Origin of the sequence: Janthinobacterium sp. 61 (assembly GCF_002846335.1) — a bacterium.
Lineage (GTDB): Bacteria > Pseudomonadota > Gammaproteobacteria > Burkholderiales > Burkholderiaceae_D > Janthinobacterium.
On sequence record NZ_PJMQ01000001.1, the window covers coordinates 4,956,477 to 4,969,431 of the forward strand.

Annotated in this window: 14 protein-coding genes; 12 read left to right on the forward strand and 2 right to left on the reverse strand. The window is 65.3% G+C overall.

The window, feature by feature from the left end:
* Positions 1 to 33 precede the first annotated feature (33 nt).
* The 3 genes from CLU92_RS22490 to CLU92_RS22500 all read left to right on the forward strand — a co-directional run bounded on the left by CLU92_RS22490 (position 34) and on the right by CLU92_RS22500 (position 2,258).
* Positions 34 to 591 carry a helix-turn-helix domain-containing protein gene (locus tag CLU92_RS22490; protein WP_101483668.1) on the forward strand — a complete coding sequence of 186 codons (558 nt, stop codon included), beginning with the start codon at positions 34 to 36 and terminating at the stop codon, positions 589 to 591.
* A gap of 174 nt (positions 592 to 765) precedes the next feature.
* Positions 766 to 1,203 (forward strand): CHRD domain-containing protein, encoded by a 438-nt coding sequence (locus CLU92_RS22495; RefSeq protein WP_101483669.1) that lies wholly within the window; start codon positions 766 to 768, stop codon positions 1,201 to 1,203.
* Positions 1,204 to 1,304: 101 nt separating this feature from the next.
* Positions 1,305 to 2,258 carry an AEC family transporter gene (locus CLU92_RS22500; protein ID WP_101483670.1) on the forward strand — a complete coding sequence of 318 codons (954 nt, stop codon included), beginning with the start codon at positions 1,305 to 1,307 and terminating at the stop codon, positions 2,256 to 2,258.
* On the opposite strand, the gene CLU92_RS22505 is transcribed toward CLU92_RS22500, so the two are convergent.
* Together CLU92_RS22505 and CLU92_RS22510 are read right to left on the reverse strand one after the other, a co-directional pair.
* The gene (locus tag CLU92_RS22505; RefSeq protein WP_101483671.1) at positions 2,242 to 2,892 is read right to left on the reverse strand and encodes an FMN-binding negative transcriptional regulator; all 651 of its coding nucleotides are present in this window, start codon (positions 2,890 to 2,892) and stop codon (positions 2,242 to 2,244) included. The two genes, CLU92_RS22500 and CLU92_RS22505, sit on opposite strands and share 17 nt — an antisense overlap.
* On the reverse strand, positions 2,893 to 3,354 hold the full coding sequence (locus CLU92_RS22510) for an OsmC family protein (protein ID WP_101483672.1): 462 nt from the start codon (positions 3,352 to 3,354) through the stop codon (positions 2,893 to 2,895).
* A gap of 110 nt (positions 3,355 to 3,464) precedes the next feature.
* Between CLU92_RS22510 and CLU92_RS22515 the strand changes: the two genes are divergently transcribed.
* From CLU92_RS22515 to CLU92_RS22555, 9 genes are all read left to right on the forward strand, one after another.
* Positions 3,465 to 4,949 (forward strand): PLP-dependent aminotransferase family protein, encoded by a 1,485-nt coding sequence (locus tag CLU92_RS22515; protein WP_101483673.1) that lies wholly within the window; start codon positions 3,465 to 3,467, stop codon positions 4,947 to 4,949.
* Between the two features lie 38 nt (positions 4,950 to 4,987).
* The gene (locus CLU92_RS22520) at positions 4,988 to 5,551 is read left to right on the forward strand and encodes a DNA-3-methyladenine glycosylase I (RefSeq protein WP_101484835.1); all 564 of its coding nucleotides are present in this window, start codon (positions 4,988 to 4,990) and stop codon (positions 5,549 to 5,551) included.
* A complete protein-coding gene (gene mnmC / locus CLU92_RS22525) occupies positions 5,551 to 7,182 on the forward strand; it encodes an FAD-dependent 5-carboxymethylaminomethyl-2-thiouridine(34) oxidoreductase MnmC (protein ID WP_101483674.1) in 1,632 nt (543 codons plus the stop codon). Before CLU92_RS22520 ends, mnmC begins: the two co-directional genes overlap by 1 nt.
* Positions 7,183 to 7,379: 197 nt before the next feature.
* A complete protein-coding gene (locus CLU92_RS22530) occupies positions 7,380 to 7,877 on the forward strand; it encodes a rhodanese-like domain-containing protein (RefSeq protein WP_101483675.1) in 498 nt (165 codons plus the stop codon).
* A 19-nt stretch (positions 7,878 to 7,896) separates the two neighbouring features.
* Positions 7,897 to 8,883 carry a serine O-acetyltransferase EpsC gene (gene epsC, locus CLU92_RS22535; RefSeq protein ID WP_101483676.1) on the forward strand — a complete coding sequence of 329 codons (987 nt, stop codon included), beginning with the start codon at positions 7,897 to 7,899 and terminating at the stop codon, positions 8,881 to 8,883.
* A gap of 7 nt (positions 8,884 to 8,890) precedes the next feature.
* On the forward strand, positions 8,891 to 9,115 hold the full coding sequence (locus CLU92_RS22540; protein WP_101483677.1) for a helix-turn-helix domain-containing protein: 225 nt from the start codon (positions 8,891 to 8,893) through the stop codon (positions 9,113 to 9,115).
* 241 nt (positions 9,116 to 9,356) lie between these two features.
* Complete coding sequence (locus CLU92_RS22545; RefSeq protein ID WP_034753448.1) at positions 9,357 to 10,286, forward strand: family 2A encapsulin nanocompartment shell protein; 930 nt, start codon at positions 9,357 to 9,359, stop codon at positions 10,284 to 10,286.
* A complete protein-coding gene (locus tag CLU92_RS22550) occupies positions 10,261 to 12,066 on the forward strand; it encodes a family 2A encapsulin nanocompartment cargo protein cysteine desulfurase (protein ID WP_101483678.1) in 1,806 nt (601 codons plus the stop codon). Before CLU92_RS22545 ends, CLU92_RS22550 begins: the two co-directional genes overlap by 26 nt.
* A gap of 163 nt (positions 12,067 to 12,229) precedes the next feature.
* Entirely contained in the window at positions 12,230 to 12,949 is a 720-nt protein-coding gene (locus tag CLU92_RS22555) for a sensor histidine kinase KdpD (RefSeq protein ID WP_101483679.1), read from the forward strand.
* Positions 12,950 to 12,955: the final 6 nt, after the last annotated feature.

Below are 12,955 nucleotides of genomic sequence, written 5' to 3' on the forward strand. Positions count from 1 at the left end.
ATTGTTGTGTTGAATCAACGTGAGGAGATGGTCATGAAACATACCAACTTTAATAATTTGCCCTGCCCGATCGCTCGCAGCCTGGGCAAGGTGGGCGAATGGTGGAGCATCCTCATCCTGCGCGAGGCGTTTTATGGCAAGACGCGCTTCGACGAATTTGAAAAAAGCCTCAAGATCGCGCCCACCATCCTGACGCGCCGCCTGGCCGATCTGGTGGAAGGCGGCTTGATGACGCGCCGCCTGTATTGCGCCAAGCCGCCCCGCTACGACTATGTGCTGAGCAAGTCCGGGCGCGCCTTCAAGCCGGTCTTGCTGGCCTTTATTGCCTGGGGAAATGAAAACTTTGCGCCGGAAGGTGCCAGTCTCGTCATCGCCAGCCGCGACACGGGCCTGGCCGCCGACCCCGTGCTGGTCGACGCCATGACGGGCTTGCCCATCAATGACGAGTATTACGCCTTCGCGCCAGGGCCGGCCGCCAGCGACAGCATGCGCAGCATCATCCTCGATGCGGAAAAAAGCAGCGGCATCGCGCCCAAACCGAAGGCCGCGCCCGCCAATCGGGGCTGGGTGGCAGAAGGTCACCTGGCCTGAAGACGGGCCGGCAGGCGAGCAGCAAGTTTGGCGAAAAGCAAAGCGGACAAGGCGGCATGGCCTTACAGTCGCACTATGCAACACCAGAGTGGCGCAAGCCCGGTTGTGCGGGGCCGGGCGCCCTTCGTGACCCGCTGTCCGCTGTCCGTTACTGTCCGTTGAAGGAGACCTGCGATGAGCACATTGCAACAACACCTGCGCCGCGCCGCCACCGTGCTGGCGCTGGCAGCCCTGCTGGGCGCTTGTTCCCATGGTCCGCATCATCCGGGCGGCCATGACGTCACCTTGACGGGCGCGCAGGAGGTGCCGGCCAACACCAGCACGGCCAGTGGCAGCAGCACTATCCGCGTCGCCCACGACCGCAGTGTCAGTGGCGGCGTGCGCTACACGGGCATGCTGGCGACCGTCGCGCATATCCACGAAGCGCCGACCGGCGCCAACGGCCCTGTCATCTTGCCGCTGGTGAAAACCGCCGAAGGCATGTTTTCCGTACCGGACGGCACCCTGCTCACGCCGCCCCAGTATGCGAGCTACCAGGCCGGCAAGCTGTACGTCAACGTGCACAGTGCCGCCTACCCGGCGGGCGAGATCCGCGCCCAGCTCACGCCATAGCCTGCCAGCGGCGCTTTCCCTCGAAACCTCCTTGGGCCGCGTGAGCGGCCTTTTTTTTACGTCCGGCGGCCAGCCAGAGCAGCGCGCTACAATGGCGCTCCATGCTGACCATCCTCGCCATCACCTTTCCCTTCTTCGCCCTGGTGCTGTGCGGCTATCTGGCCGTGCGGCGCAAGCTGCTGCCGCTGGCAGCCATCGGCGGCTTGAACAGTTTTGTCCTGTACTTCGCGCTGCCCTGCATGCTGTACCGTTTCGGTGCCGCCACGCCCATCGCGCAGCTGCTCGACGCCAGCGTATTTGGCGTCTATCTGCTGTGCGCCCTGATCATGGTGGGCGTCACCATGGCCATGACCCTGAGCCACCGCATCGACTGGAACAACGCCGCCTTCGGCGCGCTGGTGGCCGCCTTCCCGAACACGGGCTTCATGGGCGTGCCCTTGCTGTTGACCTTGCTCGGACCCCGTTCTTCGGGACCCGTCATCGTCACCATCGTCGTCGACATGCTGATTACCAGCTCGCTGTGCATTGCCCTGTCACGCATCGGCAGCGGCGGCGCGCACGGCAGCCGCGCCGCCGTCGGCAACGCCTTGAAGGGCATGGCGGGCAATCCCATGCCGTGGGCGATCGTGCTCGGCGCCCTGTCGTCGTGGCTGGAACTGGCCTTGCCCAAGCCTTTGACGCAGACGGTGGGCTTGCTGGCCGACGCCGCCTCTCCGGTCGCCCTGTTTACCATCGGCGCCGTGCTGGCCCGTTCGCAGATGAGCACGGCCGACCCGGCGCCGCTGGGGGAGTATGTGCCGGTGGCGCTGAAAAAACTGCTGCTGCATCCGCTGCTGGTGTGGTCCATCGGCCACGCGGCCATCGCGCTGGGTGCGCCGCTCGATCCGTTCGCGCTGACCTGCATGGTACTGGTGGCTTGCCTGCCCAGCGCCAGCAATGTGTCGCTGCTGTCCGAGCGCTTCGGTGCAAACACGGCGCGCATCGCCCGCATCATCCTCGTGTCGACGGCGCTGTCGTTCCTGACGTTTTCGGCGGCTGTCAGCTGGCTGGCGTGACGTTGGCGGCGATCAGTGCGCCCAGCGCCCGGGCCGCGCCGGCTTGAGTGTCCAGCGCCAGGCCATGCGCCATGCTGGCCTGGTTTTGCAGGCTGCGGTTCTGCCCCAGCTTCCATTTTCCCGTGATGCGCGTGAGGGGGATTTCGATGCCGACGATGGCTTTGAGCATCTTGTCGATGTAGTCGGCCGGCGCATCGCTCACCCGCCATGGTGCGGCTTGATCTGCCTCATGGCGCGCCGTCAGCCGCTCCAGCAAGTCCATCAGCCACGCCGCGTCATCGATGGCGCGCAAGGGGCCGTGCGCGTGCACGACCGCATAATTGAAGGTCGGCACTACCTTGCCGCTGCCCTGCTTTTCCGCATACCAGGCGGGCGTGATGTAGGCGTGCGGCCCCTGGAAAATTACCATGCAGTCTTCGTCCCCGCCGGCGCGCCACAGCGGGTTGGCGCGCGCCACGTGGGCGCGCAGGATGCCGAACGGGGCCTCGGGCGTGGGCGCGGCGATCTCGAACGGCACATGGTCGGCGCATAATCCATCGGCGCCGTGGCGTACCAGCGCGCCCAGGGGATGGGCCTGGATCAGGCCATGCAGCACGTCGAGGCGCTCTTCGCGAAAACTGGCGGGCGTGTACATCTAGGGCGCTCCTTCCACGACCACATCGGCCGTGAGCGAATTGGCGATGTAGCAGCGTTCGTGCGCGTCGTGGTGCAGGGCGGCCAAGGCCTCTGGCGAGGGTGCCGCGCCTGAAAACACGATGCGTGGGCGCAGCACGATGCGCGTCATGGCCAGCCGCCCCGCAGCGTTTTTTCCCAGCTCGCCGACGGCGTCGTCGCGGTAGTCGTCGATGACGTAGCCGCGCTGCGCTGCCAGCGACAGGAAGAACAGCATGTGGCAGCTCGACGTGGCGGCCACCAGCGCTTCTTCCGGGTCGATATTTTCCGCCACCGACATGGGCAGCGGCACGGACAAGGGAGACGACGAGGCGGGTACGCGCAGGCCGCCGTCGAACTGCCATTCATGGCCGCGGCTGTAGCGCTGGCCGGCGAAATCCTGGCCGTCGCGCTGCCAGGCGACGGTAGCGAAAAACTGATGCATGGGTGCTCCGCAAGAGTCGAAAGGGAAGCGCCATCTTAGCGCTTGTTTTGGCTATTTAAAACAGCCAATAAGTGCTATCTTGAAGATACCAATTCAAGAGCCATTGCGCCATGCCAGCTTCCCACCTGAATCAGATCATCACCGCCTTGCCGCTGCAACGCGGCGCCATCGAGCCGCTATTTCGCCAATTGTATGCGGCCATCAAGGCAGCCATCCTCGATGGCCGCATGAGTCCCGGCATGCAGTTGCCACCCACGCGCGACTTTTGCCATCTGCTGGCCGTGTCGCGCCAGACGGTGCTCAATGCCTATGCGCTGCTGACGGCGGAAGGTTATCTCGATGGCGCCGTGGGACGCGGTACTTTTGTCAGCGTCGACGTGCCTGTGGCCGCGCCGGCCGGCAAGACCGAGGCGCCGGGTCTGCTACGGCCCCTGTCAGCGCGCGGGCAGGGCGTGGTGACGGCCATGCGCCAGGTGGCATACCACCGTGGCCCACTGCGCGCTTTCCGTGTCGGCATGCCGCGCATCGACCATTTTCCGTTTGACGTGTGGAACCGCCTGGAAGCGCGGCGCTGGCGTCGCCCCGACCACCAGTTCGGCTACAGCGATCCGGCCGGCTACCTGCCACTGCGCGAGCTGCTGTGCGTGTACCTGAAGGCGTCGCGCGGCGTGCATTGCACGCCGCAGCAGATCGTGATTACCTCGGGCTCGCAGCAGGCGCTGTTCTTGCTGTCGACCATCCTGCTCGCGCCGGGCGATGCGGCCTGGATGGAGTCGCCCGGCTACCGGGGCGCCAGCGGCCCGCTGCGCGCCGCTGGCGCGCGCGTGTTTCCCGTCCCCGTCGATGCGCAGGGACTGGATGTGGCATATGGCGTGGCGCACTGTCCGCAGGCGAAGCTGGCCTACGTGACGCCATCGCACCAATTGCCACTGGGCGTGAGCATGAGTTTGCCCCGCCGCCTGGCCTTGCTGGCCTGGGCCGCACAGAACAAGGCCTGGCTGGTGGAAGACGATTACGACAGCGAATACCGCTACACGGGCGCGCCGCTGGCCTCCCTGCAAAGCCTGGACCGGGCCGGCTGCGTGGTGTACGTGGGCACCCTGTCAAAAGTGATGTTCCCCGGCCTGCGCCTGGGCTATATGGTGGCGCCGCCCGCGCTGGCCGAAGCGCTGGTGCAAGCCAAGGCCGTGATGGACCGCCACACGGCCATCGTGCCGCAGATGGCGCTGGCTGACTTCATCGCCGAGGGCCATTTTGGCCGGCATATCCGCCGCACGCGCGACAGCAATGCCGAGCGGCGCGACCTGCTGGTGCGCGGTATCGCGCGCGAACTCGACGACCAGCTCGCATGCGGGCCGGCCGACAGCGGCCTGGAATTGTGCGCGTATTTTCGCGGCGGCCACGATGAAGAAACGGTCTCGCGCGAGGGGCTGGCACGGGGAATTGAATTGCGCCCGCTGGGGCACTATGCCGACCCTGACGCCGGCGCCGCCTGCGCCACCCCGCCAGGACTGCTGCTGGGCTTTGCGGCGATTCCCCCGGCCGAGATGGCGCACGGTTTGCTGGAACTGGGGCACATCCTGCGCGGCCGATAAACTATACTGGCGTTTGCCCGCACATGAAGAACACGACCATGACCACCATCCGCTGCTCCTGGGCCAATCCGGCCAATCCCCGCTATCTCGCGTATCACGACACGGAGTGGGGCGTGCCCTGCCACGACGAGCGCCGGCTGTTCGAGATGCTGAACCTGGAAGGTGCGCAGGCGGGACTGAGCTGGGAAACCATCCTCAACAAGCGCGACACTTACCGCGCAGCCTTTGACGGCTGGGACGCGGAAAAGATCGCCGCCTATGGCCCGGAGAAGGTGGCGCAGCTGCTGGCCGACCCCGGCATCGTGCGCAACCGCCTGAAGGTGGCGGCAGCCATCACGAATGCGCAAGCCTATTTGCGCCTGCGCGCGGAAGGCCAGACCCTGGACAGCTTTCTGTGGGCCTACGTCGATGGCCAGCCCATCGTCAACAGCTGGCAGCCCGGCGACTTCCCGTCCAAGACGGCCTTGTCGGACAGGCTCTCGAAAGACTTGCTCAAGCGGGGCTTCAAATTTGTCGGCTCGACCATCATCTACGCCTACATGCAGGGCATCGGCATGGTCAACGACCATGCGCCTTCCTGTTTCTGCCGCGCGGAGCGCTGATGGCCCACGTGCTCGTCGTGCTCGACACGGATTTCGACGGCGCGCGCTTTGGCGCCGCCTGTGGCGCCCATGGCGGGCGGCGCCTGCACTACATCGCGCTGGCGCCGCGTCCCGTCGATGCCAGCCATTTGCCGCAGGAATGGCGCGTGCAATGGCCGCCCTGCGTGCCTGGCCAGCACCGCATGGTCTCGCGCGATGGCCTCGTCACGCTCGATGTGCTGATCGGCCAGCCCGATGCCTGCCTGGCGCAATTGGCGGCGCGTGTCGATGAAGTGCACCTGGCCTGGGTGCCGGCAGCCATGCCGGTGCTGGCGCGCCTGATGGTCGATGGCGCGCGCCTGCAGGCCGTGCACCTGGACGAGGCGCAGCGCGCGGAGTTGCAAAAAAACGGCTTTGTTTTTGACGAGAGCCGATTGCGTGCCGTGTTTTATGCGCGGCGCGGCGAGCACGCAGCCTTCACCGCGCCCGAGCGTCGCGCCATCGTCATCGGCGCGGGCGTGGCCGGCGCGGCTGCCTGCGAACGGCTGGCCGCGCGCGGCTGGAAGGTGACCCTGGTCGAGCGCCACGCGCAGCCTGCCAGCGAAGCGTCGGGCAACCTGGCCGGCATCTTCATGCCGCTGATGTCCAAGGATGACAATATCGCCACGCGCCTGGTGCGCGCCGCCTACCTGTATTCGCTGGGCCGCTGGAAAGACCTGGGCGGCATCGGCGCCGCCATCGAGGGTGTGCAAAGCGGCGTGCTGCACCTGGCGCGCGACGGCGCGCATGCGCAGGTGCAGCGGCAGATCGCCGCCAGCGGCCTGTATCCGCGCGAATTCGCCCGCTGGCTCGAAGCGCCCGAGGCGACCGCCATGCTGGGCGCACCGGCGCCCGATGGCGCCTGGTGGTTCGAACAGGGCGGTTGGGCGCGCCCGTCTTCCATCTGCGCGGCCATGCTCGATGCCTGCGGCGCCTTGCTCACGCGGCGCTTTTCCAGCAGCGCCCTGCGCCTGGAGCGTGGCGATGAGGAATGGCTGGTGCGCGATGCCGAAGGCGGCTTGATCGCTGCGGCGCCCACCGTCATCCTGGCGGCGGGCACGGGAGCGGTCGATTTCGCGCAAGCGGCGCACCTGCCGCTGGACGCCGTGCGCGGCCAGGTCACGCACCTTGCCGAAGGCAGTCTGCCATCCTTGCCGTTTGTCGTCTGCCGCGAAGCCTACATGACGCCGGCGCACCAGGGCATCGTGTGCGTGGGCGCCAGCTACGATGCGGACGCGGATGCCGAGGTACGCGCATCGAGCCAGCACGAGAATATCCACAAGATCGCCGCTATCCTCGATGTGCCGGCGTTTGACGCGCCGCTGGCCGGGCGCACGGGCTTTCGCTGCATGGCGCCGGACCGCCTTCCGCTGGCGGGCGCCTTGCCCGACCCGGGCGTGCCGGGCCGCTGCGAACGCTTGCGCGACGTGCCCCGCTGGCCAGGCCTGTTTGGCTTGCTCGGTTATGCCTCGCGCGGCTTGATCTGGGCGCCGCTGGCGGCCGAGTTGCTGGCTTGCCAGCTGGAGGGCGAGCCGCTGCCGCTGGAGAGTCAATTGGCCGCTGCGCTTGACCCAGCGCGCTTTTTATTACGAGAGCGCCGTAGAGCATATTGATTCTGGTCTTTTTCTAATTCACCCCCCAAACAAGTTCCGGGGTCAGACGCGGCGGGTCTGACCCCGGCTTTACGCTGCAATATCTCCATATACGTTTTTCAGCTTTCCAAACTCTTTTTAATTTGTTTTCCGAACAACATAAGTTCGCTACAGTGGACGTGTGCTGGTTTTTGACGACGGAATATAGAGGTGGAACGATGGCTGCTGCAGAACTGATTTTCGACCCTCGTGCCGCGCACGGCGAGGCGGCCTTTGATGAAGTGCTCCATCTCGCGCGTGTCCAGGCGCAGGCCCAGGGCTTGCCGTATGCGGGCATCGTCAGCGCGCAGGATGCATGGCAGCTGGTGCAGGCTGGCAAAGCCGTACTGGTCGATGTGCGCACCAACGAGGAACGCACTTTCGTCGGCTACGTTCCCGCCTCGCTGCACGTTTCGTGGGCGACCGGTACGTCCATGAACCGCAATCCCCGCTTTGTGCGCGAACTGGAAGCGAAGGTGGGTGGCAAGGATGTCGTCGTGGTGCTGCTGTGCCGCAGCGGCAAGCGCTCTGCCGCAGCAGCCGAAGCGGCGGCCAAGGCGGGTTTCACGCACGTCTTTAATATCGCGCAAGGCTTCGAGGGCGATCTCGACGCGCAGCAGCAGCGTGGCCACAGCGGCGGCTGGCGCTGGCATGCGCTGCCCTGGCTGCAAGATTAAACCTCTTCCCGGAACCACCATGAACCAGCGAGCCCTTCCCCCTGCTTCCCTTGCCGCGCAGCCGCAATGGGAACTGCACCAGATCGTCGACGAATTGCGCGCCGTGCGCGCGCAGTGGCGCCTGGGGCTGGCCAGCAGCCAGGAGTGCGGCGCGCGCGAATTCCCGTCGCGCCAGCACTTGCGCGATATCGTCGGCGCCCTTTGCGCGGCCCTGTTTCCCATGCGCCTGGGCCCCCTCGACCTGCAGCAGGAGAGCGAAGATTTCTTCGTCGGCCATACGCTCGACACGACCTTGACGGGCCTGCACGAACAGGTGCGGCGCGAACTCAGTTACCACGCGCGCCAGCACGGCTTGCAGCAGACGGTCTCCATCGAACAGCAGGCGCTGGCCATCGTGCAGCGCTTCGCCCGCGCGCTGCCGCGCATCCGCGCCCAGCTCGACACGGACGTGGCGGCTGCCTTCCATGGCGACCCGGCCGCGCACAGCGTCGATGAAGTGCTGCTGTGCTATCCGGGCATCCTGGCCATCATCCACTACCGCCTGGCCCATACCTTGTACGCACTGGGTGCGCCTCTGGTGGCGCGCATCATCGCCGAAGTGGCCCATTCGCAGACGGGCATCGACATCCATCCTGGCGCCATTATCGGCAGCAGTTTTTTCATCGACCATGGCACGGGCGTGGTGATTGGCGAGACGGCCGTCATCGGCGAAAGGGTGCGCATTTATCAAGCGGTCACCCTGGGCGCCAAGCGCTTTCCCGCCGGCGCTGACGGCGTGCTGAAGAAGGGACTGGCGCGCCACCCCATCGTGCAGGACGACGTGGTCATCTATGCGGGCGCGACGATCCTGGGACGGGTGACCATCGGTCAGGGCTCCGTCATCGGCGGCAATGTCTGGCTGACCCGCAGCGTGGCACCGGGCAGCCATGTCACGCAAGCGCACAACCAGCAGGAGGCACCGGACTTGTCGGCGCCATCCCAACCCGCTTTTGCCCACCACCCATGAGGACAGCATGTTGATCAAACAGTTTGGACTGGCCGTGCGCCAGTTGCGCGAAGGGCAAGGCTGGTCGCAGGAACGCCTGGCCGAAGCGGCCGACTTGAACCGCTCCTTCATCGGCGAAATCGAACGTGGCGCCGCCACGCCGTCGCTGCTGACGGTGGAAAAACTGGCCGGCGCCTTGGGCATCGGCCTGGCGGGATTGATGGCCCGCTGCGAACCGGAGCTGGTGGATTAAAAACAGGTAAAAGGCATAACAGAACCGTAGCGAGCGGCAGTGAGTTGTGGCCGAGAAGCGCAGCTGTGCAAATGTACGGGGCCGCCGAGACAGTGAGCATCGCAGGCTGCAAATCGCGACGCGCAGTAGGTTTGGTTAAGCGTGTTTTGATGGCGATAGCATGTTGAGAGAAAAGGGGAGACGTCCGATACTTTATTCGTTTTTCAGATAAGCATATTCACTTTTCTCATCAGGAGTAGTCATGGCTGAAGCAACAGAGAGCCAGTTTGCGCTGGGCGATAACGCCGCGCGCCAGCTGGCCAATGCAAGCAAGAGCGTCCCCCAGTTATCCACAATCACGCCGCGCTGGCTGGTGCACCTGCTGCAATGGTTGCCCGTGGAAGCGGGTATCTACCGCCTGAACCGCGTGAAAAACCCGAAGGATGTGCGCGTGGCCTGTTCGCAGCGCGACGAGTCGGAATTGCCGCAAACCTTCGTCGACTACGACGACCAGCCGCGCGAATATTTTCTCAATGCCGTCAGCACGGTGCTCGACGTGCACACCCGCGTATCGGACCTGTACAGCAGCCCGCACGACCAGATCAAGGAGCAACTGCGCCTGACCATCGAAACGATCAAGGAGCGCCAGGAAAGCGAATTGATCAACAATCCCGACTACGGCCTGCTGGCCAGCGTGCATGACGATCAGCGCATCTTCACCTTGACGGGCGCGCCCACGCCGGATGACCTCGACGAACTGCTGACGAAAGTGTGGAAGGAACCGGGCTTTTTCCTCGCCCACCCGCTGGCCATTGCCGCTTTTGGGCGAGAATGCACGCGCCGCGGCGTGCCGCCTCCCACCGTCAGCCTGTTCGGTTCCCAGTTCCTCACGTGGCGCGGCGTGCCTCTGGTGCCGTCCGACAAACTGCCCATCGAAGACGGCAAGACGAAGATCATTTTGCTGCGTGCGGGCGAACAGCGCCAGGGCGTGATCGGCTTGTTCCAGCCTGGCCTGGCGGGCGAGCAAAGCCCGGGCCTGTCCGTGCGCTTCATGGGCATCAACCGCCACGCGATTTCGTCCTACCTGATTTCGCTGTATTGCTCGCTGGCCGTGCTGACCGACGATGCGCTGGCCGTACTGGAAGACGTGGAGATCGGTAAATACCATGACTACCCAGACACCTACAAGTGATGGCGCGGCGGGCTTGCCTGCCGTCCCGTTTTTACCCGATGAAGCGACCCTGAACCGGCTGGCGGGCGAGTTTTTCGCGCGTTTGCCGGGGGTGCCCCCTGCGTTGGACAAGTCTCCCAGTCTCGGTGGCTCCGGCAGCGTGCTCGATGCGGCTCCCCGCTATGCGAACCGTCCGCCGCCGCAGCCCGGCCCTTCGTTCGCCGCCATCGCCCCCGGCGTGGCGGCGGCGCAAGTGCCGCCCGTGACGGCGCCCCTGGAGTCGCCGATTGCACCGGCGCCTGCTTCCGTGCCGACGCCACGCTTGTCCGCCCTCGGTGCACCGTCGCCCTACTATTTTGTCGGCGGCGCGCATGGCTATCCCATGTCGAACGGCAAGCTCGATGGCCTGGCACAGCAGGGGTTGGGACAGGCTGCTCCCGACGATTTGCGGGGACTGTTTGCCACGCCGCAACAGGCGCCTGCGCGCCAGCTGCCGGTATCGCCGGCTAACAGCCAGCCCGTGTTTTATTTCCAGACCGAGCTGCCTTCAGCGACGAAACCGGGCCAACACCAGGCGCCGGCACCGTTCGACGTGCATGCCGTACGGCGCGACTTTCCCGTGCTGGCCGAACGGGTCAACGGCAAGCCGCTGGCCTGGTTCGACAATGCGGCCACCACGCACAAGCCGCAGTCGGTGATCGACCGGGTGTCGTATTTCTATGCGCACGAGAATTCGAACATCCACCGCGCCGCCCACGCATTGGCAGCGCGCGCCAGCGATGCGTACGAGGCGGCGCGCGCCAAGGTGGCGAACTTCTTGGGCGCCGCCTCGGCCAATGAAATCATTTTTGTCCGTGGCGCCACCGAGGGCATCAACCTGATCGCCAATACCTTTGGCCGCAAGGTCATCGGCAGCGGCGACGAAATCATCGTCTCGCAGCTCGAGCATCACGCCAATATCGTGCCATGGCAGCAGCTGGCGGCGGAAAAGGGCGCGATCCTGCGCGTGATTCCCGTCGATGACAGCGGCCAGATCCTCCTCGATGAATTTCGCAAGCTGCTCAACGGGCGCACCAGGCTGGTGTCCGTGACGCAGGTGTCGAATGCGCTGGGGACGGTGACGCCCGTGGCGCAGATCATCGCGCTGGCGCATGCGGCCGGCGTGCGCGTGCTGGTCGATGGCGCGCAAGCCGTGTCGCACCTGCGCGTGGACGTGCAGGCGCTGGATGCGGATTTTTACGTGTTTTCGGGCCATAAAGTGTTCGGCCCGACGGGCATAGGCGCCGTATATGGCAAGGCGGACTTGCTGGAGCAGCTGCCGCCATGGCAGGGCGGCGGCAACATGATCGCCGACGTTACGTTCGAGCGTACCGTCTACCAGGGCGTGCCGAACCGTTTCGAGGCGGGCACGGGCAATATCGCCGATGCCGTGGGCCTGGGTGCGGCCATCGATTACGTGCAGCGCATCGGCCTGGACAACATTGCCGCCTATGAGCACGCGCTGCTGGAATACGCGACGCACCAGCTGCAGGCCATTCCCGGCGTGCGCCTGATCGGCACGGCGCTGGAGAAGGCCAGCGTGGCCTCGTTCGTGCTGGCCGGCTACGAGCCGGCGGAAGTGGGGCGCGCTCTGAACGACGAGGGCATCGCCGTGCGCTCGGGCCACCACTGCGCCCAGCCGATTTTGCGCCGCTTCGGCGTGGAAGCGACCGTGCGGCCATCTTTCGCCTTCTACAATACGTATGAGGAAATCGACCGCATGATCGTCGTGGTCAAACGCCTGGCGGGCGCGCGCCGCTGACGCCAAGCTGTTTCCGGTTCAATGCCAATGCCGCCCTTGCGCAAGCGGGGGCGGCATTGTTGCGTCAGCTCACGGTCTTTGCGCGCGGCTGGCTGGCGCCGGCATGCTGGCGGTATAATTTATCCTTGGCAATAATCAAGCTGCGGCCCCAAGGAGATATTCGGTGGAAGATCAACACAGCTCGCCCGAGCTTTTCCTGTTCCTGGCGTCGACCGTGCACGACATGAAAAACTCGATCAGCGTGGTCAGCGGCACCCTGGAATCCTTGCTGGCGGCCGAGCAGGCCAAGCCCGCGCCCCAGGCCGACCCCGCCTATCTGCAAATGGCGCAAATGCTATACCAGACCAAGCGCCTGAACGATAACCTGATCCAGCTGCTGGCCCTGTACAAGGAAGTGGGCAAGCCCGGCTACCCCTTCGACGTGCAGCCGCAACTGGTGAGCCAGGTAGTCGACCAGGTGGTGGACCAGGAAAAGATCCTGCTGGCTTCGAAAGGCATCCGCCTGGAGACAGTCTGCCCGCCGGAGCTGATCTGGACCCTGGATGAAGACCTGGTCATCGGCGTGCTGGCGCATGCCATCAACAACGCCATCCGCTATACGAAAGACACGATCCGCCTGTCGGTGCGCCAGGCGGACGCCTTGCTGGAGCTGCGCGTGGAAGACAATGGCGACGGCTACTCGCAGGCGCTGCTCGATGCGGGCAGCGCGGCCATGGATGGCATGGCGACCGGCGTGAACTTTTCCACCAACAGCACGGGCCTCGGCCTGTATTTTTCCAGTGTGGTGGCGAAGATGCACAAGCACCGGGGCAATAGCGGCAGCATCGCCCTGGAAAATGGCGGCGTGCTGGGCGGCGGCTGTTTCATCCTGCGCCTGCCCTGAACGAGG